Below are 22,264 nucleotides of genomic sequence, written 5' to 3' on the forward strand. Positions count from 1 at the left end.
GGTATGGCAAAAGCAAATGCAGAGACAATACAAAATCCAATCGTGTATGAACGAGCAGACCCTTGGGTATATTTACATTCCGATGGTTACTATTATTTTACAGGTTCAGTTCCTGGATATCAGTCGATTGAACTTAGACGAGCGAAAAGCCTCAATGAACTGGAAGATGCAGAGAGAAAGACGGTTTGGCAGGCACATGAATCGGGACCAATGAGTGAATTGATTTGGGCACCAGAAATTCATTTCATCGCTGATAAGTGGTATATCTATTTTGCCGCTAGTGATAATGAAGAGATCAGAAATGAAAATCATCATCATCGAATGTTCGTGATCGAAAATAATGCAAGTGACCCTTTTGAAGGGGAATGGGAAGAAAAAGGACAAGTCATCACGCAATTTGAAAGCTTTAGTTTGGATGCAACTGTGTTTGAACATCAGGAGAAACTTTATTATGTTTGGGCGCAACAAGATCCAAGAATTCCAGGAAACTCTAATCTTTATCTATCAGAAATGGAAAATCCATGGACACTAAAAGGGAAGCAGCTTTTACTATCGATCCCTGAATATCCTTGGGAACAGATTGGTTTCATGGTGAATGAGGGGCCGGCCGTGCTTAAACGAAATGGTAAGATTTTTATCACTTATTCGGGCAGTGCTACAGATGAAAATTACACTATGGGATTATTGTGGACAGACGAAAATAGTGATTTATTAAATGGGTTTTCTTGGCAAAAATCCCAAGATCCAGTCTTTCAAACGTCAGAACGGAATTCTCAATATGGACCGGGGCATAACTCTTTTACAAAAGGGGCAGATGGTGAGGACATTTTAGTTTATCATGCAAGACCAGAAAAAAATCAGGCAGGCGATCCTCTGGCAAACCCGAATCGACATGCAGTTGCACAACCATTCACTTGGGATGAAAAAGGATTCCCAGTCTTTGGTGAGCCGGTCGTAAACAATAAATTAGAGATGAAGGTGAACTGATTGACGATTAACATTCAAAACACAAAATCAGGAACAACGATCAGCAAATATATCTACGGTCATTTTGCAGAGCATCTAGGCCGTTGTATCTATGAAGGATTATACGTTGGAGAAGATTCGCCGATCCCAAATAAAAATGGGATGCGGATTGATGTGGTTGAAGCACTGAAAAACATTCAAATCCCTGTGCTACGTTGGCCAGGCGGCTGCTTCGCCGATGAATACCATTGGAAAGACGGGATTGGTCCTAAAGAAAACCGCAAAACGATGGTCAACACCCACTGGGGCGGCGTGACTGAAAACAATCATTTCGGGACCCATGAATTTTTTGAATTGATCAAGCAACTGGAATGTGATGCGTATGTCAACGGCAATGTCGGCAGCGGAACGGTACAAGAAATGTCGGAATGGGTGGAATACATCACGATGGATGGCATTTCTCCGATGGCTGATCTTCGCAGAGAAAATGGCCATGAAGAAGCGTGGGAAATGAAATTTTTTGGCGTAGGAAACGAAAACTGGGGCTGCGGCGGCAATATGCGGCCAGAGTATTATGCGGATCTGTATCGCCGTTATCAAACCTATGTCCGCCAATACGGCGACAAAAAAATCTACAAAGTCGCCGGCGGAGCGAATGTCGCAGACTATCATTGGACAGAAACGCTGATGAAAAACGCCCATTGGTTGATGGACGGCCTAAGCTTGCACTACTACGTTCATCCGCAAGGCTGGGAAGAAAAAGGTAGCGCCTTGGAATTTGATGAGGCAGAGTGGCAAGTGACCTGTGAAAAAGCAGCCTACATGGATGAATTATTGACCCGCCACAGCGCGATTATGGACCAGTATGACCCAGAACAGCGTGTGGGAATCATTGTTGATGAATGGGGCACTTGGTTCTCAGCAGAACCTGGGACGAATCCAGGCTTCTTATACCAACAAAATACGATCCGTGATGCCATGGTCGCAGCGATCACCTTGAATATTTTCCATAAACATGCCAAGCGAGTGCATATGGCAAATATCGCACAAACCGTCAACGTCCTGCAGGCGATGATTTTGACAGATGGCGAACAAATGGTGAAAACCCCAAGCTATCATGTCTTTGATTTGTACAAAGTCCATCAAGATGCTGAAACCATTGATAGCCATGGAACCAGCAGCGATACCATTACGTATACGATTTCGAAAAAAGAAGATACGATCCATCTATCGGTTTGTAATTTTGCTACCCAAGGCACGGAAGAATTATCCTTCTCCCTTGAAACAGCGATCAATGAAGTGAAAGAAGCTCGTTATATCGTGGGAAACAAAATGAACGCACACAATGATTTTGATCATCCTGAAGATGTGGTGATCCAAGACTTCACCGCTTACAATGTTGAAGAGAACAAAGTCAGCTTGCGGGTGCCAGCAATGAGTGTTCTAACGATCTCATTGACAGTCTGATCCCATGACTTGTAAAGGATGCGAAGTGAAAGATGCTGCGGCAGCAGCACAGGAAGACATTGAATCCTTGATTGCAGAACAACTTTCTTTAGAAAGCGACTTGGCTTCGCCGGAGATCGTCAGTAGGAGAATCGTTGTTTGTGAGACTTGTCCATTGCGATTGAATCATACCTGTACCAAATGCGGCTGCTTTTATCGGTTTCGCGCAAATTTAGCTAAGAAAAACTGTCCTGCAGGAATGTGGGAACAAACAGGGCAGCTCGTCAAGTAGCTGTCCTGTTTTTATAAAATAGAATAAATCAATTAGGAGATGAGGGAAGACATGACAGCGATCAATGGGGTTCATGATCCTACGATTATTGAACATGAAGGCACCTTTTATTTATATTCAACGGACACCCAACAGCCCAAAACGGCTGGTGTACCAATTCGTCGTTCAAAAGATTTGATCCATTGGCAATTTGAGAAACAGGCATTGTCAGAAATGCCTGAACCAGCAGTAAAATGGAGCAAGGCTCAAGGACTATGGGCACCGGAAGTTATTCGCTATAAGGACGAATTCCGTATGTATTATTCTGCTTCGACATTCGGCAGTACCACTTCTTTTATTGGCTTAGCTACAGCAACAGATCCTTTGGGCCCTTGGGAAGATCAAGGAGAGGTTATTAAAACCAATGCTACTCTTGCACAGCATAACGCGATCGATGCCAATATTGCTTTTGACCGCTCGGGTGAACAGTGGTTTGTCTATGGTTCTTTCTTTGGCGGAATCTATATTGCTCCATTGAACAAAGAAACTGGAAAACTTCAAGAAAAGAGCTATGGCCAACGGATTGCTTTTCGTCCGAAAACAGTTGATACTGCTATTGAAGGCCCATTTGTCTATTATCATCCTGAAACCGATTATTATTATTTGTTTGTTTCTTTCGATTCCCTTAACGATTCGTATAATATCCGTGTCGCCCGAGCAAAAGAAATTACGGGGCCATATCTGGACTGGCATGGTACGGCCATGACGGATCAAGAGAAGACGCCAACCGAAGTAGGAACCAAACTGTTGGGCAGTTATCAGTTCTCAGAAGAACCAGTTGTATACGCTCCTGGTCATAATTCGATCTTTACGCAATCCAATAAAGAAAGCTTCGTTGTGCATCATGCACGGAGAAAACCCTTCAGTGACCAATTCTATTTACAAATACGTAAACTCTATTGGCTAGAATCAGGTTGGCCAGTAATCTCTGCTTCAATCTATCAGGGAAGTGTTTCACGAATGCCAGAGCAGGAAACTCTGTTAGGAAAGTGGGAAATCATCCAATTTGATCACGAGTCTCAAGTTATATCTTCTCAACAGCAAGAAATAACAGCATTAAAAAAAGAAGGACGAAGTTACTTGTGGGGAGAAAATGAATTTGTCCCATATTATGAGTACATCGACCAAAAAGAAAGGTTGTTTTTATCTGGAATCAATGATCAAGGCGTTGCGTTTCTTGGTCGAAAAGTGTACGAAGAATAAAAAATAAGCAGCACAATGGGCAGGTTGCATTGTGCTGCTTATAAACGTATACTGCTGCCGGTTTTACTAAATACTGCCTTTGAATAATCGGACACCATGAGTAGGAACCTCAGCATTGGCAATTGTTTGTTCTTTTTGTTGCCATAACTCAGTGCCGTTTTTAAGTGGTAGTAAATCAGTGATCGATTTTGGGATGGTTTGCGTTTGATCAGAAACATTGAAAATGGCATAGTAGACTGCTGTGTCGCTCAACGCCTCCCAAATGATCCACTCTTGATCACGATAGAACTCTTTTTTCGTATAAATTTTTCGATACATTTCTAAGACTTCAGTATTCGTCAATAAACGTAAGGTAAAGAGATCGATGTCTGGTAAAGTACCACCAAACATCAATGGAGATTGGAAGATCGTCCATAAACTCATCAATAAGTATTGCTCGTCTTCCGTAAAACGTGTCCAGCTGTCACCACCGCCACCATCAACTGCCCGAATGCCGATATGACCCAACGGCAACATATCACAGTCAGGCCAGTTACCTGGACGGACGAAAGGTGCCCACTCTGCTGCTCGGTCAAACATGGCGTAAAGGGCATCCCAATGATCCCAAAAGTCATCCGTCAAGCGCCACATATTGGCATGATTTTGAAAGAAACTACCATTTTTGAGGGCAGCTGGTCCGGGAGACAAAGAAAGGACGATCTCTCGACCGGATCGATCGATTGCACGGCGAATCGCTTTGATTTCTGCTTTATGGGCATCACCGTAAATTTTCGAATCGCCGATATCATCCACCTTTATAAAGTCAACACCCCAAGAAGCATATAATTCGAGCAAAGAATCATAATAAAGCTGTCCTTCAGGCAATGAAACATCGACCCCATACATATCGGAATTCCAAGGGCAGATTGAATTCATAGCAATGTCCCGTGCCCGTTTATCCGTTCCTTTGATCGGCGTATTTTGATGAACTGCTTGTCGTGGAATGCCGCGCATGATATGGATACCAAACTTCAGCCCTTTTTGATGCAGATAGTCACCAAGTTTTTTGAAACCAGCGCCATCTTTTGCTGAAGGGAAACGATTTTCAGCAGGAATCAAGCGAGAATAGTCGTCCATACACAACGGATAAAAATCATTGTACCTTGTAGACTTTGCTTCTGGTTCGCTCCATTGAATATCCACGACGACATACTCCCAACCATAAGCTTTCAAATGCTCTGCCATAAAATCGGCATGGGCGATCACTTCTGCTTCGGTCACAGAAGCGCCATAGCAGTCCCAAGAATTCCATCCCATTGGGGGTGTTTGTGCAAAATGTAAAAAAGACATCGATTTCCTCCTAGTACGTTTTTCTTATAGTATAGTAAGCAATAAAAAAGAGAGGGAAAGTTTTGTCTACTAGAAATAAAAAAGAAAGAAATCGTCAACGAATGAAAAAGGAGTTGATCAATAGTGTTTCCACAAGAAACAAACTATGCGAAGATTACAGCATACTATAGTGTTGCCCTTGAGCGTTTTTCCATGAATCCACATCAACACCCAGCGTGTGAGATCATGTTTGTGACCAAAGGGAAGTGTAAGATAAAGGTGCAAGATCAAGTAATTGTTCTGGAAAGAAATGATTTCGTTTTCATAAATGCGTTTGTGGAACACGCCTTACTCGTTGAAGGAGATTCCTGCACATTACTGAATATTGAATTTCTTCTGAGTGAGACACCGTCCGCCCTTTGTGTTCGTGATGTTTTTGCATACATCAAAGGAAATGTACAATGGAATGAGCCTTACGCGAAAAGTCGCGATGTCCGCCAATTTGGACAAGCGATCAAGTCATTGCTGCAGCTGCTAATGATCGATGATACTCAAGAGCAACCGTCTGCTGAACGGCAATTTACGATCGAGCTCTTGTTTAAGCGGATGCTGATGGAATTAGCCTTTTCATTACGTACGAAAGAAACCAAACGGGGCAATTGCTATGTGAACGCTGCGATCAACTATATTCAACAGCATTTTGATGAAGATATTCAAGTCTCCCAAATCGCAGCGGCGGTGGGGATTACGAAAGCTTACTTGCATAAACTCTTTCATGAGCAACTGGGAGTGACGGTCAACCATTTTCTCACCAGTGAGCGTCTGAAACAGGCAGCATTTTTACTAAGCAATAGTCAGCTGCCAATCGTCGAAATTGCCGCTCAAGCAGGATTCAACAGCAGGCAGCACTTTACCAATACCTTTAAACAGAAAAAAGGCATGAGTCCTAAAGCCTACCAGCTCTTATATAAGCAAACGATCAAAGAGGAGGCAGGGCAACATATCACAGGAGATGATTCGGCCTTTCTATTAATGAAGTGAATATAGAACGAATGATCAAACATAAAAAAATAAAAGAACAGGAGAACGTAATGAAAGAATTCGCATTAAACAAGATCCAGCTCACGGACGAGTTTTGGCAAGGATACCAAGAGCTTGTTCGCAAAGAAACGATTCCTTACCAATACCAAGTCCTAAATGATGAAATCGATGTAGATGTTCAAGCAGAACGGGAAGATCCCAATTTGCCAGCTGGGAAAAGCCATGCATTGGCGAATTTTCGCATCGCTGCAGGGCAAATGGAAGGGGAACATTTTGGCTGGTTTTTCCAAGATAGTGATGTCTACAAATGGATCGAGTCGGCTGGGTATAGCTTGTTGAATACTAGCGATCCGCAATTGGAAAAGACAGTAGATGAAGTGATTGACTTAGTTGCTGCTGCGCAAGAAGCGGATGGCTACTTAAATACCTTCTTTCAATTGACCCGACCGAAGTTAAAATACCGTCAGCTGTATTTCAGTCATGAACTTTATTGTGCCGGGCATCTAGTCGAAGCGGCTATCGCTTATGATCAAGCAACAGGCAAGGATAAATTACTGACCGTGGCAGAGAAAAATATCGCCAATATTTGCACGTATTTTGGGCGGGAGCCTGGAAAAATTCAAGGTGCTGATGGCCATCAAGAGATCGAATTGGCACTGGTGCGTTTGTATGAATACACTGGTAAACAAACCTATTTGACATTAGCTGATTTCTTTCTTGAAGTACGTGGGGAAGATCCTGCCTTTTACGAAAAAGAAATCTTGAAAAACCAAGCGGATGGCTTATCAGATGAAACACCAAGGGTAGACCTCACCTATTTACAAGCCTACGATCAACCTAAAAAGCAGCATGAAGCCAAAGGTCATGCGGTACGAATGCTGTATATGGCAAGCGGGATGGCAAAAGTCGCCCAGCATACCCAAGATCAAGCATTAATCGACGCTTGCGAAGCGATTTGGGAAGACATCGCCTGTAAGAAAATGTATGTGACCGGTGGCGTCGGCTCAACCGTTCACGGGGAAGCCTTTGTCGGTCCCTATGATTTGCCGAATGATACGATGTATTGTGAAACTTGTGCAGCTATTGCATTGGTGCAATTTTCTTTTGAGCTGTTCAAACTAACCAAGGAACCAAAATATTTAGCGACGATGGAACGAGCGTTGTATAATAGCGTCCTTTCTGGTGCGGCAATTGACGGCAAACACTTTTTCTACGTGAATCCTTTGGAGGTCAATCCCCAACGAGATCAAGAAAATCCTGACAAAGGCCACGTCAAAGCCCAACGACCTGATTGGCTCGGTTGTGCGTGTTGTCCGCCGAATTTTGCGCGGATGGTCGCTTCGCTGCAGCGCTTGGTTTACACTTGCGATCAAGAAAAGCTTTACGTGAATTTATTTGTGGCAAGCCGTTTAGAAGAACCTGACCAATTTACGTTTGAACAAACAGGCGGGTTTCCTTTTACAGAGGACCTCACGATTCGCTATCAAGGTATTCCAAAGACGCTCATCATCCACAAACCTAACGGACTAAGTAAGTTTCAAATCGATAGTGAACACGAATGGCAGGAGACGAACGAGGCAATCATCTTTGAGGCAGTCGAAAACGTGACGGCCAATATCCGTTTTGAACAACCATTGCAAATCTTGCGTGCGAATCCTCAGGTTATTCAAGCTATCAATCAAGTCGCATTGCAACGAGGACCCTTCGTGTATTGCATAGAAGAAGCCGACAATGGTCAAGCACTCTGGCGTTGCCGCATCGACCCACAGGCGCTGGAGGCGACCTTTTCGAAAGAGGATACGTTGTTGCCAACTACTTTATGTTTGGCGATCAAAGGCTACCAAAGCGAAGAATGGTCGGGAACACCCCTTTACGAAGAACGAGCGGAAACGGTCATACCTCGTACGTGGCAACTGATCCCATACCATTTATGGGGCAACCGGGGCATAGGCGAAATGCGCGTTTGGCTGCCGCTCGTTGGAAAGGAGTAAGAAGTAAGCAGGGCCAAAGAGCTTCCCTAAAAGGAGGCTCTTTTTTTCTATGTAAAAATAACGGGAAAAGTTCGCTGTATATGAGTACGTTATTGTATTTTTGATGTACTCAATCAGGTACGCTATAATTATATCAAGAAAAGGAGGAGTGGCAATGGCTAATACAACGATGAATCCTAGCACTGCTCGTAAAAATTTTTATCAGTTATTGAAAGATGTAAATGAAAACCATACTGAAATTGAGATTATTAGTGATCGTAGTGGAAACAATGCGGTGTTGATTGCGCTAGAAGACTGGAGAGCGATTCAAGAAACCCTTTTTCTTGAGCAAACAGGTACTCTAGAAAAGGTACGAGACCGCGAAAAAGACGACAGTGGCTTTACGGATATCGATGATATTGATTGACAAGCTCTTTGATGAGGAGCGATACAGTCACAATCAAAAACTCTGCGAAAGTGGATCTAAGGAAAATCAAACAATCGAATTTAAAAAAAACAGTTTGAAGAAGTGATTCAGGCCTTGAAGGAAGATCAATATATGCCCACGCAGTCTTTTGAAAAGCTGAGACCTACACATGAAGGCAGATATTCACGTAGGCTGAATAGGCAACATCGAGTGGTTTACAAAGTTGATGAGGAAAATAAAGTTGTGGAAATTTATTCTGCATGGACACATTATGAATGAAGTGTGAAGAGCTGATTTTTTAGCTAGTTGACCAAGAGCTTCCCAAAAAGGAGGCTCTTTTTTTTCTAAACTCAACCTTCTTGGATTTGTTGCATGATTTCTTTAATTTGTTCCTATATTCCTATCTTTGAAAGCGTTATCGTTTTAGTGTAGGAATGTTGGCGGGTTTATGTAAAACAAGGAGGAAGAAGTGTGACAAGGAAAATCAGTAAAGTTGGCGCATCTTTGTTGGTATTGGCAGCGGCAACGGCAATCGGTGGCTGCACCCAAAGTGAGGCGAAGACAACTGGAAAAGTCGTTTACCAAGAAACAGCCAAAAGTACGTTGGAAAAAGCGATGGACAATCAACCGGAGTCGTCTTATTGGTTCCCAGAGGATTTGTTGGCATGGTCTTTTGAAAAAGATCCAGATGCGAAATACAATACCAGCGTTGTTCCATTAGCGCAGCGGGCAGCTAAAGAGACGTTGCCGAAGATGAATGACACGCAAACGGCAGAAACCAAAGTCGTGGCGCTTTCGATCATGAATAGCAGTACGAGCGGCAATGCACCACGTGGGATCAATACCTTTGATGCCAATGTCTTTTCTTATTGGCAATACATCGATCAATTGGTTTATTGGGGCGGCTCTTCTGGCGAAGGGATCATCGTACCGCCAAGTCCTGATGTGACAGATGCTGCTCATAGGAATGGCGTGCCGGTTTTAGGAACGATCTTCTTTCCACAAACTGCCCATGGTGGGAAGTTGGAATGGCTAGATACGTTTTTAGCTAAGGATGAGGACGGCAATTTTCCGATCGTAGAAAAAATGATCGAAGTTGCCAATACGTATGGCTTTGATGGCTGGTTCATCAATCAAGAAACCGATACGGCGGTCACTAGTTTTGATGATGCAGCGGAAGGTGTCGAACAATCGGGGGCTGATGGTAAAGGACTAAATGAAAGCCACGCCAAAGCGATGCAAGAATTGATCGCCCAATTCAAAGAACAAGCCGACGAGCATTTAGAGATCATGTGGTATGATTCCATGACGAGTGATGGGAAAATGGATTGGCAAAACGCTTTGACGGATAAGAACAAAGCCTATTTGGTGGATGCAGAGATGAACCCATTGGCAGATAGTATGTTCTTGAATTTCTGGTGGACCACTGACAAACTGGCGGACAAAGAGCTGTTGAAGGCCTCCAATGAAAAAGCCCGTGAAATCGGCGTCGATCCTTACGATCTTTTTGCTGGGATCGATGTGCAAGAAAATGGCTATTCAACGCCTGTACGCTGGGATCTGTTTACGGATGAAAAAGGCGTTCCTTATACCTCATTGGGCCTGTATGTGCCTAGCTGGACCTATTCTTCTGCTAGTACGCCGGATGATTTCCAAAGCAAAGAGAATGCTTTTTGGGTCAATAACACGGGCGATCCTCGGGAAAGCCAGCTGCCAGAAGCGACAGAGTGGCCTGGGATCTCCACCTATGCCCTGGAACAGACCGCTATCACAGAGCTGCCTTTTGTGACGAATTTTAGTCTGGGGAATGGCTACAACTATTTTATCGAGGGAGAAAAAGTGTCTAGCCGCAATTGGAACAACCGAAGTTTGCAAGCTATTTTGCCGACCTATCGTTGGGTCTTTGACCATGGAAAAGACAATGATTTGGCTGTATCAATCAATTATGCGGATGCCTATAATGGCGGAAATGCACTGAAACTACGTGGACAGATGACAAAAGGCAGTACCAGTCACATGGCATTGTATCAGACAGCATTTCCTGTGACGAAAAAGACGAAGTTGACGACGACTGTCAAAGCAACGGTACCGACAGCTCTTGATTTGGTCGTGACTTTAGCCGATGGTTCGACACAAACGATCAAAGGAGACAAAGAGGTCGCAACAGACTGGACGACGATCACTTACTCATTGAAAGACATCAAAGGGGAAGTGACAGCGATCGGTTATGACATAACCACGAAAGAAACCAGTGATGTCTATGAGTTGAATCTAGGGCAATTAACGATCGGAGATCAGAAAGCGGAGAAATTCGCTGCCGAAGCATTGACGGTTGAGGATGTGCTCTTTGATGAAGAAGAGGGCAACTATGCGGGGGTCCGTTTAACGTGGGAAGCTGCCAAGGACAAGACAGCTGCGGTTTATGAGGTCTACCAATTGAACGATGACGGCTCACGCTCCTTCTTAGCAGCTACGCCAGCAACCAACCACTATTTGAATGCCGTTGAACGACCAAAAGGAACGAAAACCAAGTTCGCGGTGGTGGCAGTGGATCGCTATGGCAATCGTGGCAAGCTATCCGATACGGTGGAGATTACTTGGCCAAACAATCAGCTGCCAAAAGCAGCCTTTACAGCCTCTAAAACCTTAGCGGCACCGGGGGAAACGATCACCTTCACGAATACCTCATCTGCGAATGCCGAAGCATTTGAATGGACGTTTGAAGGCGGCGATATCACCAGCAGTACAGAAGAAAATCCCCAAGTGACCTATTCGGAACCAGGTACCTACAAAGTCACACTTGTTGCCAAAAACGAAGCAGGAGAGACCCCTCTGGAAATGGCGGGATTGATCACGATTTCTGCTGATGCGCCGAAAGAGTTGCTGCTGCTTTCAAAAGATGCCGAAGCAACTGCTTCATCGTTTGTCAATGATGCCGAAGCACCAGCTTTTGCCCTCGATGGTGATTTGAGTACGAAGTGGTGTGCGACAGGCAATGCGCCTCATGAGTTGATGATCGATCTCGGTCGACCACAGACGGTCAGTGAAGTACGCCTCGCCCATGCGGAAGCTGGTGGAGAAGGCCCAGACATGAATACGCGGGCGTATACGGTGCTCGTCAGTGAAGATGGCAAAGACTATGAGCCAGTTTCACGAACGTTGAAAAATGAAGCGGGCAATAGCACCAATACGTTTGCCGTCAAGAAGGTGCAATATGTAAAAATCAGTATCGATAAACCAACACAAGGAGCAGACTCAGCAGCCCGAATCTATGAAGTCGAAGTATACGGAATGGATAAATAGCAAAAAAGAGCAGGGCGTTAACCCTAAAAAGGAAAGCGACTGAAGCGATGCTTTTCTGAAAATGACCGAACCAAAAAAGCCGTTGCGACCAATAAATGGTCACAACGGCTTTTGCTTTTTCCAAATAAGTTTAGCGTGAAGTACGGCTGGCTGGATCTAAGCGGCGTTCAATAAAGCTTAGCCCAAGATCCGTAATGATCGCCATCAAGGCAGTTGGTAAAGCACCGGCTAAGATGATCGATGCACCATCCGTCGCATTGGTTCCGCGGATGATGATGTCCCCCAGTCCACCAGCACCAACGAAAGCGCCAATAGCGGTGATACCGATCGCCACGACTAAGGCGTTTCGAATCCCTGCCATGATCACCGAAACAGACAATGGCAATTCGATCATATACAATCGCTGCCAGCTAGTCATCCCCATCCCTTTGCCGACATCTAACGTATTGCGGTCGACTTGGCGCATGCCGGTATAGGTATTTTTGATGATCGGTAACAAAGAATAAAGGAAAATCGTTAAAATCACGACATTCACACCTAAGCCCATGCCGATCATTAAAATCGAGATCATCGCTAAAGATGGAATCGTCTGGATGATATTGGCGAAACGAATCACCCAATCTGCCAAACGCATTTTTTTAGAAATCAAGATCCCGATTGGAATCCCGACGATCGAGGCAAAAAGTACCCCGTAGATTGAAATCAAGAAGTGACGAATGAACTGGGCAAAAACATAGCCGCCATTTTCTTGAAAATAGAAAAGAAATTGTTGGAATAAATTCATGTCTGCCATTTCGTCACTCTCCTTCGAAGTAATTATTTTCTTCTAAGAAACGTTCGGCAACTACCGTTGGTTCTAGAAGGTCATTATCCACTTGGTAATTCAATTCTTGCATTTTTTCGGTATCGATTTTGCCTGCTAATTTGTTCAGGGCATCGCCGATTTCAGGTGTTTCTTTCAACAATTTGTCATCGACGATCGGTGCGGCATCATAAGGAGGGAAGAAGTTTAGATCATCTTCCAGCATCACGAGATCGTAACTGCCGATCCGGCCGTCGGTTGAGTACCCTAAAACGATATCCATTTTTCCGTTATCAACAGCATCATAGACGAGACCGATCTGCATCGGTAGGATATTTTGGAAAGAGAATCCATAGGCTTTCTGGAAGCCATCGTACCCATCGCCGACCCGTGTGATCCACGCGGTATCGACCCCTGCAACCAATTGATCTGCGACATCTTTCAAGTCACTGACTTTTTCCAATCCGTATTCTTCGGCAGTATCTTTTCTGACAAGAAAGACATACGTGTTATCAAAGCCGTAAGAAGGGAACCAAGTCTGTTGGTACCGTTTCTCAAATTCTGATTTGACTTTGTCAAAGGCGGCTTGTGGATCAGATTCTGGCTCCAACCCTAACGTCGTGGTCAAGTCAGTTCCTGTGTAGCGGGCAGCTGAGATCGACGCATCGCCATTCATCATTGCTTGGTGATTGATGGTCGTTGTTGCTAAGTTGTTAATGACGGTTGTGTTTTTATCCGTATAGTGTTCGACCATACCTGCAACCACCGCGCCAAGAATTTGGGCTTCGGAAGTGATCCCACCTGTGATCGCCACGGTATTCTCATCAGAAGTCGAGGCTAAACCGGGAAAGGAACAGCCGGACAGTAAAGCGACACTTAAGGAAAACAACAGCGCTAATTTTGAAGTTTTTTTCATTACGCATCCCCCCTTAAGGCAGCTGGTGTCAGTTTGTTTTCTAACAAACCCAGTAACCAGTCAGCTAATAAAGCAAAGATCGTCACTGGAATCGTCCCAGCAAAAATCAAAGGCGGTTGGTAGTTGTTTAGTCCGCTAAAGATCAAATCACCAAGTCCACCGGCGCCAATGTAAGAAGCCAAGGTAGCCCAGGCTAAAACATACACGGCCGATAAGCGGATCCCTGCCATGATCGTTGGGATCGCTAGAGGTAATTCCACACTGATGATCGACTGCAAGTTGGTCATCCCCATCCCTTTGGCAACATCACGGTAATTCCAATCGACTTTTTTCATTCCAATGTAGGTGTTTCGCAAAATCGGCAACAAGGAATAAATGAAAAGAGCGACGATAGCAGGAACTTTTCCGACACCTAAAATCGGGATCATCAATGCCAATAGTGCCAAAGAAGGCACGGTTTGCAGCGCACTGGTGATGCCGATCACGACCGTTGCTGCTTTGGGGAAACGGGTCAAGATCACACCGATCGGTACAGCAACAAGAATCCCTAAGAGCAAAGCAGCAAAGGAGATATACAAATGTTCGAGACTTTTGGTGACCAATTGGCCGCCATATTCATTAAAGAAGCTTTGCATGCGCTAGACCTCCTCAGTTTCTTCAGGTTTCGCCGACTCAATGGCTTCCATGATCGATGGCTCATCGCCCCAAATCACGTCATAAACGATATCAACTAAGGAAGCACGGGTCAAAATCCCGACTAAATGTTTGTCGGCATCTACTACCGGCACATATTTTAAGCCGCGTTTTAAAATGCGTTGCAAGGTATCCCGCAGCAAGGCGGTTTCACGAACGAAAAAGACATCTTTGTTCAAGATATCGCCGACACTAGTAACTTTGCCACGGTTGCGGTCGATGGATTCGACATCGATGTAGCCTTTTAGCACGTTGCTATTGTCGGTAACCAGCAAGGTATCGACCCGTTTTTCCCGCATCAAGTGAATCGCTTCTTGTAAGGATTTTTCTGGGGTGATAGCGATCGGGGTATTTAACATTACGTCTTTGACTGGTGTCGTGTCAGGTTTTGCTTGTAACAAGCGGTCTTCACCGATCAACTCTTCCACGAACGGTGTTGCTGGGTGTTGCAGAATATTTTCTGGTGTATCAAATTGAATGACTTTTCCTTCACTCATGATCACGATACGGCTAGCAAGCTTCAATGCTTCATCCATATCATGGGTAACGAAGACGACGGTTTTTCCAAGCCGTTCTTGCAAGTCTTTGACCAAATCTTGTAGGGAATCACGAGTGATTGGGTCTAGTGCGCCAAAAGGCTCATCCATTAAGATGACATCTTGGTCAGCTGCCAAGGCACGGACAACACCGATCCGTTGCTGTTGTCCCCCAGACAATTCGTTGGGGTAACGGTCGAGCATTTCTCGCGGCAATTCCACCAAATCGATCATGCGCTCGGCAGTTTTGTTGCGTTCTTCTTGGCTGACTTTTAACAATTTTTGAACCAATGTAATGTTTTCCCGAATCGTCATGTGAGGCATCAGACCGATGCTTTGGATCACATAGCCGATTTGACGGCGTAATTCCACTGGGTTGATCTCTGTAACGCTTTTTCCATTGATCAAGATTTTTCCTTTAGAAGGATCCGTCATACGGTTGATCATCCGCATACAAGTCGTCTTTCCGCTACCACTTGTCCCGATGAAGCAAATGAATTCGCCTTTTTCAAAGGAAAGATTCACATCTTCAACAGCGACTTTACCACCTTTGTAAATTTTGGATACCTGCTGAAACTCAATCATGATGTCACCTCTATTTTTATTTAAGCAATCTGAATAATGGCTTAGAATCTGTACTAAGTATGCCGAAAAGTCCCTTGTTATTCAAATAATCTGCCCATTTTTTTCATAATTGTATAGACAAAACCGAAAATAGCGCCATAAGCAAGTCCAAATTAAGGAGCGATGCATAGAGAAAAGAAACGGCGAAGATCCCCCGTTATTTTTCATTGGGAAAAAGGGGGCTTTTTTGCAGAACGCCTTGGCAACAGTCTCTTTATTTTTTTCTAAGAAAGGGCAGAATAAAAAGCTGTTTTTTCAATTTTTATAAAAACATGCTAGAATAGAGAAGAATTTAGGGAAAGAGAGGAACAACATGCTTACAACTGAAGATTTTGATTTTGAATTACCGGAAGAACTGATCGCCCAAACGCCATTAAGCGATCGCTCAAGTTCCCGTTTATTAGTGGTTGACCGTGAGACTGGCAAATTTGAGGACAAGCACTTCTATAACATCATTGATGAATTGGCACCAGGGGATGCTTTGGTGATGAATGATACACGGGTATTACCAGCTCGTATCTATGGCGAAAAACAAGAAACAGGTGCCCATTTAGAAATCCTTTTACTGAATAATATTGAAGGGGATACGTGGGAAACCTTGATCAAGCCAGCCAAAAGAGCCAAAGTCGGCACGAAGATCACCTTTGGCGACGGACGATTAGAGGCAGTGGTGGAAGAAGAGCTCGATCACGGCGGCCGGATCATTCGTTTTCAATACAAAGGGATCTTTTTAGAGATTCTGGAATCACTTGGCGAAATGCCGTTACCGCCTTATATCAAAGAACGGCTAGAAGACCCAGACCGCTATCAAACGGTTTATGCCAAAGAAAACGGCTCAGCTGCTGCACCGACTGCCGGCTTGCATTTTACCCCAGAATTGCTGGAGCAGATCGCCGCAAAAGGCGTCAAGCTGGTTTATCTGACTTTGCACGTTGGTTTAGGAACGTTTCGTCCAGTGAGTGTCGATAATATCGCTGATCATGAGATGCACAGCGAATTTTACCGTTTGACAGAAGAAGCTGCCGCTCAATTGAACGAGGTTCGGGCAAATGGCGGCAAGATCGTTGCAGTCGGAACGACTTCGATCCGTACGTTAGAAACCATTGGGACTAAGTTTGATGGGCAAATCAAAGCCGATAGTGGGTGGACGAGTATTTTTATCACGCCAGGCTATCAGTTTAAAATCGTGGAAGCTTTTTCTACCAACTTCCATTTACCAAAATCAACCTTAGTGATGTTAGTCAGTGCCTTTGCAGGACGCGACCTAACACTTTCTGCCTACCAACATGCCATCGATGAGCGGTATCGCTTCTTTAGCTTTGGCGATGCGATGTTCTTAAAATAAACAAAAAAAACTGAGCGACGTAAGCGGCTCTTTAAGTTGAAACAACTTCTCAACTTTTAGAACTGCTTTTTTGTCGCCCAGCTTACTACTAGAGGAAGGTATAAGTGGTGGTCGCTTTTTGTGGTCCATGCAAAGCAATGTTTCTCGAAAATTTGTTTTCATTTACAAACTTACACATGTTTCGTGTATTCCGATACAAAATGAGACGTATCATTTTTCGATATGGAAATGTTCGATCCTTGTTACGTTTTTCTTCTTGTTACTTTACACGTTTGGTACTAGGTGAAACTTGTACGTTCAACAACTTTTAGTAGATTGAGTTTGCGATATTTACGAAAACCACCAACAGAGTTGCTACCTTCCTTACACGTATACTATAACACGGAACGGAAGCGTTTGCAAAAGAAAAAGGTCGTTTTCCTCAAAAAAAAGACCGGCGAACCGATCTTTTAAGCAAGTGCTCGTTTAGGCAGATTGTCATAAAACGCTGCTTTGGTTGCACTGATGTAAGGTGTCAGCCATAAGTAGCCGATTCCTGCAGTCATGATGGCCAAAATGTGCCAGCCGATGAAGCTCAGATCAAGGATGAACAGTTGACCTTTGTAGCCTCTCATTAAATGACGGCTACCTGTGATGCAGCTGAGAAAATCTGGCCGCATGCCCGTTTCTTCATAGGTATCATAAAAGACAAAATATGCTTGAGAATAAGAATAAGCTTTAATGATCCCAGGAATGATAAACAGGAACGTCCACAACGTCGTGAAAATAGTCGACAGAATATAAATGACGATGATCCCTAACACGAAAGCACCACTGAAGCCACGAAAGACATCAGAAAAGGGTTGGATCGACTGTTTTTTACCGCGTAAAAGATCAAGGAAAGTCCAAGAGATCCCAGCACCGAATAAGGCAGAAAATAGACCGCTGATCAAACCGCCGCCGCCACTGCCACCACTGCCGCCAGCGGAATTGACTGCATCGGTAGAACCAAGATCATTGAACATACCGCTTTGATACAATGGAATAACAGTAAGGACGATAATGACGAATGCGATAGCGATCGAGATCAAAGTCGGTACAATACACATCAAAACACTGTCTTTCCAGCGTCCTCGCAGCATTGCTTTTGCTTCTGCTTTTAGTTCTCTATTTGATTTCATTTCAAAAAACCTCCCTTCAATATAAATAACATGATAGCAAACTTTCGCTAAATCTTCAAAAAAAAGTAATAGATGTTTCGCATGACTAGGAGAAAATACTCTTAGTTTCTTTAAACTTCCTTGCAAAATGTAAGGGCAACCCTTATCATAGATAGCGTTGCACAGTTAATCGAGTATAGAGAGAAAGTAGGGAAATGAATGACGGAACCAGCCATTCGTTATCGTCTGATAAAGAAAGAAAAGCATACCGGTGCCCGTTTAGGCGAACTGATCACGCCTCACGGAACCTTTCCAACGCCAATGTTCATGCCAGTCGGCACATTAGCAACGGTCAAAACCCTTGCCCCTGAAGAGTTGAAAGAAATGGGTGCAGGCGTCATTTTAAGCAATACCTATCACTTGTGGTTACGTCCAGGAGAAGACATTGTTGCAGAAGCAGGCGGCTTACATAAATTTATGAATTGGGATCAACCAATCTTAACAGATTCTGGTGGTTTTCAGGTCTTTTCATTAGCCGAAATGCGTAACATCGTCGAAGAAGGTGTCCATTTCAAAAACCATTTGAATGGATCGAAAATGTTTTTATCTCCTGAAAAAGCGATTGATATCCAAAACAAATTAGGGTCAGATATCATGATGAGTTTTGATGAGTGTCCGCCATTTGATGAAAGCTATGACTACGTCAAAAAATCGGTGGAACGGACGTCTCGCTGGGCGGAGCGTGGCTTGAAAGCCCATGCCAATCCAGACCGGCAAGGCTTGTTTGGGATCATTCAAGGTGCAGGCTTTGAAGACTTGCGCAAGCAAAGTGCCCAAGACTTGATCAGTATGGACTTCCCAGGGTATTCCATCGGCGGCCTGTCAGTTGGCGAACCAAAAGCGGAAATGAATCGCGTGTTGGAATTTACGACTCCTTGGATTCCAGAAAACAAACCACGTTACCTGATGGGCGTTGGGGCAGCTGACTCCTTGATCGATGGCGTGATTCGCGGTGTCGATATGTTCGACTGCGTTTTACCAACACGGATCGCAAGAAACGGTACCTGTATGACTTCAAAAGGTCGTTTAGTCGTGAAAAATGCGCAATATGCCCGTGACTTTCGACCAATTGACGAGAAGTGTGATTGCTATACATGTAAAAACTATTCTCGTGCGTACATCCGCCACTTGATCAAATGTGATGAAACCTTTGGTATGCGTTTGACGTCTTACCACAATGTCTACTTCTTATTGAATCTGATGAAAAATGTCCGTCAAGCCATCATGGATGACAACTTGTTGGAGTTCCGTGAGCATTTTATTGAAGAGTATGGGTTCAACAAGGAAAATGCGAGGAATTTCTAACATTCTCTACTAAAATGGTGGGAATAATAGAGGAATTCTGATAAAGTATCTTATAGGAAAGAAAATAAATCGAGGTGAAAAAAATGGCACAATCTTTACCAATGCTCTTTATGCTGGTTGCTTTAGTGGCAATGTGGTTCTTTATGAGTCGTTCACAAAAGAAACAACAGCAAGAGCGTAAAAATCTTTTAGAAAATATGAAAGCTGGCGATGAAGTCGTAACCATCGGCGGACTCCACGGCGTTCTTTCTGAAGTCAACACAGAAAAAAGCACCGTGATCATCGACTGTGAAGGAATTTTCTTAGAGTTTGATCGTTCAGCGATCCGCACAGTGAAACCCGGAACTGTTGCATCCGTTGAGACACAAATCGAACCAGCTGATGTCGAAGACGCAACGAGCATCCAAGACGAAACCAAAGAATAAGCACAAACGCACCGTCTCTTTCTCAGAAGCGATGGTGCATTTTTTTAGTAGTCGGACAGTTTCTAAAATAAAACAAACACCGCAGCAAAACAGAGATCGCTCGTTTTGCTGCGGTGCTTTGATTGCCTTCGTTACTCGATCGGAATCAGTTTCTTTGACGCTTGTTTGCCTTGGTCTTTTGGCAACGTCAATTTCAAAATTCCTTCAGCGTAAGAGGCTTTGATTTCATCCTCTTTGACGTTTTCTAACAGGTATTGCCGCCGAACGCTTGTCAAGCTGCGCTCGCTGCGAACCAGACGTCCTTTTTCATCTTCGGTCGCATGATCCGTCTGGTGTTGTCCCGTAATCGTTAAAACCCCATTTTCATAGGTTACTTGAATATTTTCTTTAGGGATGCCAGGCAGTTCTGCTTCAACGAGAAATTCCTTGTCATTCTCGTGAATATCGGTTTTGATCAGGTTCGATGGAAACCCATCAAAAAAACTGCGGCCAAAATCTTCAAAGAAATCAAAAGGTGTCATACTGTATGAATCTGAGCGGCGTGGCACAATCTCATGTGTCATAAGAATCATCCTTTCTTTATTCTTTTGTTTTTACACTTTTTATTTTATTCATTTTTTAGCGAATTTCAAGTGATTTACTCGCTTTAAAAAAATCTTAAAAAACCTTTGATACCAACGTTTTACTCCTTGATTTTGGCGTATTTTTACCTTGCTTCGTTCCTGTTTTCCCCCTCATTTCACCTGCTTTTTCTGCGTGACAGTATATACTTAATGATATATACTAAAAGCGAAGTGGAGGAGGAAAAACATGGCACGTTATAGAAAACGAATGCTTGTTGCTTTGATCTATGCATTGCTGTCGTCGATTGCCCTAAATCTCTTTTGGCTGCCGGGAAATATTTATGCGAGTGGGATCACTGGTTTGTCGCAATTGCTGTCGCAGCTTTTAGATGAGCAGTTGAATCTGCAGCTTTCGATCCCGCTTTTGGTGCTTTTTTTTAATGCGCCATTGTTAGCGGTTGCTTGGGTCAAAATCGATCGAGAATTTACCATCATGACGGTTTGTACCGTCGTCCTGTCTTCTGTTATGATGAAGGTGGTTCCGGTCATTGCTTTAACGACCGATCCGGTGATCTGTGCCGTGTTTGGCGGATTGCTGCACGGGGTGTCGGTGGGCTTGACATTGAACGACGATTTTTCAACGGGTGGGCTTGACATTTTAGGGATTTTAGTGAAAAAAGCCACTGGTAGAAGTATCGGCAGTTTCTTTATCGGCTTCAATGTCAGTTTGCAGCTAGCAGCTGGGCTGATCTTTGGCTGGCCTTATGCTTTTTATAGTGCCATTTCCTTCTTCATCAGTGGGCGGATGGTCGACTACGTCAACCTGAAGCAGCGGCGTGTACAGCTGCTGGTCGTTACAGAAAAAGCAGAACCCGTCATTACGACGTTGCAATGTGCCTTGCAGAGAGGCATCACGGTCATCAACGATGTCGAAGGTGGATTTGATCATCAACAGAAAAAACTATTATTACTTGTCATTTCCCATAGAGAACTCAAGACTGTCGAAGGCATGATCCAAGGAATCGATGAACAAGCGTTTGTCAGTGTTTCTTCTGGCGTCAGTGCCAATCGATCGTTTTATGAATGGTAGCAAAGTGAAAGAAAGTAGGAGAGACGTTGAAAAAACAAGCAGTATTTCAAGAAGTTGCCCAGCAGATTGCGCAACGGGTTCATGAAGGTACGTATGTGACGAGCCAAAAGCTTCCTTCCGATTATGATTTAGCAGAGGAATTTCAGTGTAGCCGTTTAACGGTGCGCAAAGCCATCGATCTATTGATTGGCCAGAATTTGTTAGTGAAAGAAAAAGGAAAAGGAACCTATGTCATGAAACAGCCCAAGATCCAAAGCGGCTCTGGCGGACTCCAAAGTTTTACCGAGACTGCCAAAATCCAAGGGAAAAAGACCCGTACGGAAGTTTTGCATATCGAAACCGTCAAAGAGCTCCCGGTAGAGATTGGTCAGCTGTTTGGCGATTACGCCAAGGAACCAATCGTTTATTTGGTGCGCTTGCGTTACTTTGATGATGAGCCGATGACGGTGGAAAATCTTTACGTATTGAAACGCTATCTGCAAGAAGACACCGCAGAACTCACGAAAGCTCAATTAGAGTCGTCTTTGTATCAAGTCATTGAAGCCAACATCGAGATTGGTTATTCCCATCAAGAGGTGGAAGCTGTGAAAAGTCCTGCCGATATTGCGAAACTTTTACAGGTGCCTCAAGAGGAACCGATGCTTTTGGTCCATTCGATGACCTATTCCGCATCAGCCAAACCGATCTTATACGATACATCCTATTACCGAGCAGACAAATATACCTTCAAAAATACATTAGTGCGTCAAAAATAAAATCAATCCTTTAGAG

Annotated in this window: 20 protein-coding genes and 1 pseudogene; 14 read left to right on the top strand and 7 right to left on the bottom strand. The window is 44.0% G+C overall.

Annotated elements, in window-relative coordinates; all coding sequences use genetic code 11:
• Positions 1–3: 3 nt before the first annotated feature.
• The 4 genes from IGJ44_RS02190 to IGJ44_RS02205 are packed head-to-tail and all read left to right on the top strand — an operon-like array spanning position 4 to position 3,946.
• Entirely contained in the window at positions 4–987 is a 984-nt protein-coding gene (locus tag IGJ44_RS02190) for a glycoside hydrolase family 43 protein (RefSeq protein WP_016611393.1), read from the top strand.
• On the top strand, positions 988–2,433 hold the full coding sequence (locus IGJ44_RS02195; protein ID WP_016611392.1) for an alpha-N-arabinofuranosidase: 1,446 nt from the start codon (positions 988–990) through the stop codon (positions 2,431–2,433). It begins immediately after the preceding gene.
• 4 nt (positions 2,434–2,437) lie between these two features.
• Complete coding sequence (locus IGJ44_RS02200; protein WP_005232191.1) at positions 2,438–2,704, top strand: DUF6171 family protein; 267 nt, start codon at positions 2,438–2,440, stop codon at positions 2,702–2,704.
• A gap of 51 nt (positions 2,705–2,755) precedes the next feature.
• Positions 2,756–3,946: an arabinan endo-1,5-alpha-L-arabinosidase gene (locus tag IGJ44_RS02205; protein WP_074535316.1), complete on the top strand. Its 1,191-nt coding sequence runs from the start codon at positions 2,756–2,758 to the stop codon at positions 3,944–3,946.
• A 66-nt stretch (positions 3,947–4,012) separates the two neighbouring features.
• Here the strand turns inward: IGJ44_RS02205 and IGJ44_RS02210 are convergent, their stop codons facing one another.
• The gene (locus IGJ44_RS02210; protein WP_016611390.1) at positions 4,013–5,275 is read right to left on the bottom strand and encodes a glycoside hydrolase family 27 protein; all 1,263 of its coding nucleotides are present in this window, start codon (positions 5,273–5,275) and stop codon (positions 4,013–4,015) included.
• A gap of 120 nt (positions 5,276–5,395) precedes the next feature.
• Here IGJ44_RS02210 and IGJ44_RS02215 point away from each other — a divergent pair, with 120 nt between their 5' ends.
• The 5 genes and pseudogenes from IGJ44_RS02215 (at position 5,396) to IGJ44_RS02235 (ending at position 11,995) form a co-directional block, all read left to right on the top strand.
• Positions 5,396–6,295, top strand: a complete 900-nt coding sequence (locus tag IGJ44_RS02215) for a helix-turn-helix domain-containing protein (RefSeq protein WP_074535315.1) — start codon at positions 5,396–5,398, stop codon at positions 6,293–6,295.
• Between the two features lie 50 nt (positions 6,296–6,345).
• Positions 6,346–8,286 carry a glycoside hydrolase family 127 protein gene (locus IGJ44_RS02220; RefSeq protein ID WP_074535314.1) on the top strand — a complete coding sequence of 647 codons (1,941 nt, stop codon included), beginning with the start codon at positions 6,346–6,348 and terminating at the stop codon, positions 8,284–8,286.
• Positions 8,287–8,440: 154 nt separating this feature from the next.
• Positions 8,441–8,692: a type II toxin-antitoxin system Phd/YefM family antitoxin gene (locus tag IGJ44_RS02225; protein ID WP_034872056.1), complete on the top strand. Its 252-nt coding sequence runs from the start codon at positions 8,441–8,443 to the stop codon at positions 8,690–8,692.
• Between the two features lie 11 nt (positions 8,693–8,703).
• A pseudogene (locus tag IGJ44_RS02230) lies at positions 8,704–8,971 on the top strand (Txe/YoeB family addiction module toxin).
• A 192-nt stretch (positions 8,972–9,163) separates the two neighbouring features.
• A complete protein-coding gene (locus IGJ44_RS02235; RefSeq protein WP_167826663.1) occupies positions 9,164–11,995 on the top strand; it encodes an endo-beta-N-acetylglucosaminidase in 2,832 nt (943 codons plus the stop codon).
• 130 nt (positions 11,996–12,125) lie between these two features.
• Here IGJ44_RS02235 and IGJ44_RS02240 read toward each other — a convergent pair whose 3' ends face one another.
• Genes IGJ44_RS02240 through IGJ44_RS02255 form a run of 4 tightly spaced genes read right to left on the bottom strand, consistent with a single transcriptional unit; the run spans position 12,126 to position 15,527 of the window.
• The gene (locus tag IGJ44_RS02240) at positions 12,126–12,788 is read right to left on the bottom strand and encodes an ABC transporter permease (RefSeq protein ID WP_005227316.1); all 663 of its coding nucleotides are present in this window, start codon (positions 12,786–12,788) and stop codon (positions 12,126–12,128) included.
• Between the two features lie 4 nt (positions 12,789–12,792).
• Entirely contained in the window at positions 12,793–13,713 is a 921-nt protein-coding gene (locus IGJ44_RS02245) for an osmoprotectant ABC transporter substrate-binding protein (protein ID WP_074535312.1), read from the bottom strand.
• Complete coding sequence (locus tag IGJ44_RS02250; protein ID WP_016609633.1) at positions 13,713–14,348, bottom strand: ABC transporter permease; 636 nt, start codon at positions 14,346–14,348, stop codon at positions 13,713–13,715. Before IGJ44_RS02250 ends, IGJ44_RS02245 begins: the two co-directional genes overlap by 1 nt.
• A 3-nt stretch (positions 14,349–14,351) precedes the next feature.
• Positions 14,352–15,527, bottom strand: a complete 1,176-nt coding sequence (locus IGJ44_RS02255) for a betaine/proline/choline family ABC transporter ATP-binding protein (protein ID WP_005227327.1) — start codon at positions 15,525–15,527, stop codon at positions 14,352–14,354.
• 352 nt (positions 15,528–15,879) lie between these two features.
• On the opposite strand from IGJ44_RS02255, the gene queA reads away from it, so the two are divergent.
• A complete protein-coding gene (queA, locus tag IGJ44_RS02260; protein ID WP_010748742.1) occupies positions 15,880–16,911 on the top strand; it encodes a tRNA preQ1(34) S-adenosylmethionine ribosyltransferase-isomerase QueA in 1,032 nt (343 codons plus the stop codon).
• A 449-nt stretch (positions 16,912–17,360) separates the two neighbouring features.
• Here queA and IGJ44_RS02265 read toward each other — a convergent pair whose 3' ends face one another.
• Positions 17,361–18,071, bottom strand: a complete 711-nt coding sequence (locus tag IGJ44_RS02265; RefSeq protein ID WP_015508900.1) for a DUF975 family protein — start codon at positions 18,069–18,071, stop codon at positions 17,361–17,363.
• Positions 18,072–18,269: 198 nt separating this feature from the next.
• Between IGJ44_RS02265 and tgt the strand changes: the two genes are divergently transcribed.
• Both tgt and yajC read left to right on the top strand, forming a co-directional pair.
• On the top strand, positions 18,270–19,415 hold the full coding sequence (gene tgt, locus IGJ44_RS02270; protein ID WP_005227333.1) for a tRNA guanosine(34) transglycosylase Tgt: 1,146 nt from the start codon (positions 18,270–18,272) through the stop codon (positions 19,413–19,415).
• 83 nt (positions 19,416–19,498) lie between these two features.
• Positions 19,499–19,840 carry a preprotein translocase subunit YajC gene (gene yajC, locus IGJ44_RS02275; protein ID WP_005232170.1) on the top strand — a complete coding sequence of 114 codons (342 nt, stop codon included), beginning with the start codon at positions 19,499–19,501 and terminating at the stop codon, positions 19,838–19,840.
• Positions 19,841–19,971: 131 nt separating this feature from the next.
• On the opposite strand, the gene IGJ44_RS02280 is transcribed toward yajC, so the two are convergent.
• Positions 19,972–20,403 carry an Hsp20/alpha crystallin family protein gene (locus tag IGJ44_RS02280; protein WP_005227339.1) on the bottom strand — a complete coding sequence of 144 codons (432 nt, stop codon included), beginning with the start codon at positions 20,401–20,403 and terminating at the stop codon, positions 19,972–19,974.
• Between the two features lie 247 nt (positions 20,404–20,650).
• Between IGJ44_RS02280 and IGJ44_RS02285 the strand changes: the two genes are divergently transcribed.
• Together IGJ44_RS02285 and IGJ44_RS02290 are read left to right on the top strand one after the other, a co-directional pair.
• Positions 20,651–21,493, top strand: a complete 843-nt coding sequence (locus IGJ44_RS02285) for a YitT family protein (protein ID WP_005227341.1) — start codon at positions 20,651–20,653, stop codon at positions 21,491–21,493.
• Between the two features lie 26 nt (positions 21,494–21,519).
• Positions 21,520–22,248: a GntR family transcriptional regulator, LSA1692 subfamily gene (locus IGJ44_RS02290; protein WP_074535310.1), complete on the top strand. Its 729-nt coding sequence runs from the start codon at positions 21,520–21,522 to the stop codon at positions 22,246–22,248.
• Positions 22,249–22,264: the final 16 nt, after the last annotated feature.

The organism is Enterococcus sp. DIV1368d (genome assembly GCF_050542975.1).
Lineage (GTDB): Bacteria > Bacillota > Bacilli > Lactobacillales > Enterococcaceae > Enterococcus_D > Enterococcus_D casseliflavus.

Coding starts and splice junctions, on each gene's coding strand:
- IGJ44_RS02210 (WP_016611390.1), bottom strand. CDS start 5,275: ATGTCTTTTTTACATTTTGCACAAACACCCCCAATGGGATGGAATTCT.
- IGJ44_RS02250 (WP_016609633.1), bottom strand. CDS start 14,348: ATGCAAAGCTTCTTTAATGAATATGGCGGCCAATTGGTCACCAAAAGT.
- IGJ44_RS02245 (WP_074535312.1), bottom strand. CDS start 13,713: ATGAAAAAAACTTCAAAATTAGCGCTGTTGTTTTCCTTAAGTGTCGCT.
- IGJ44_RS02280 (WP_005227339.1), bottom strand. CDS start 20,403: ATGACACATGAGATTGTGCCACGCCGCTCAGATTCATACAGTATGACA.
- yajC (WP_005232170.1), top strand. CDS start 19,499: ATGGCACAATCTTTACCAATGCTCTTTATGCTGGTTGCTTTAGTGGCA.
- IGJ44_RS02255 (WP_005227327.1), bottom strand. CDS start 15,527: ATGATTGAGTTTCAGCAGGTATCCAAAATTTACAAAGGTGGTAAAGTC.
- tgt (WP_005227333.1), top strand. CDS start 18,270: ATGACGGAACCAGCCATTCGTTATCGTCTGATAAAGAAAGAAAAGCAT.
- queA (WP_010748742.1), top strand. CDS start 15,880: ATGCTTACAACTGAAGATTTTGATTTTGAATTACCGGAAGAACTGATC.
- IGJ44_RS02200 (WP_005232191.1), top strand. CDS start 2,438: ATGACTTGTAAAGGATGCGAAGTGAAAGATGCTGCGGCAGCAGCACAG.
- IGJ44_RS02220 (WP_074535314.1), top strand. CDS start 6,346: ATGAAAGAATTCGCATTAAACAAGATCCAGCTCACGGACGAGTTTTGG.
- IGJ44_RS02285 (WP_005227341.1), top strand. CDS start 20,651: ATGGCACGTTATAGAAAACGAATGCTTGTTGCTTTGATCTATGCATTG.
- IGJ44_RS02190 (WP_016611393.1), top strand. CDS start 4: ATGGCAAAAGCAAATGCAGAGACAATACAAAATCCAATCGTGTATGAA.
- IGJ44_RS02240 (WP_005227316.1), bottom strand. CDS start 12,788: ATGGCAGACATGAATTTATTCCAACAATTTCTTTTCTATTTTCAAGAA.
- IGJ44_RS02225 (WP_034872056.1), top strand. CDS start 8,441: ATGGCTAATACAACGATGAATCCTAGCACTGCTCGTAAAAATTTTTAT.
- IGJ44_RS02205 (WP_074535316.1), top strand. CDS start 2,756: ATGACAGCGATCAATGGGGTTCATGATCCTACGATTATTGAACATGAA.
- IGJ44_RS02265 (WP_015508900.1), bottom strand. CDS start 18,071: ATGAAATCAAATAGAGAACTAAAAGCAGAAGCAAAAGCAATGCTGCGA.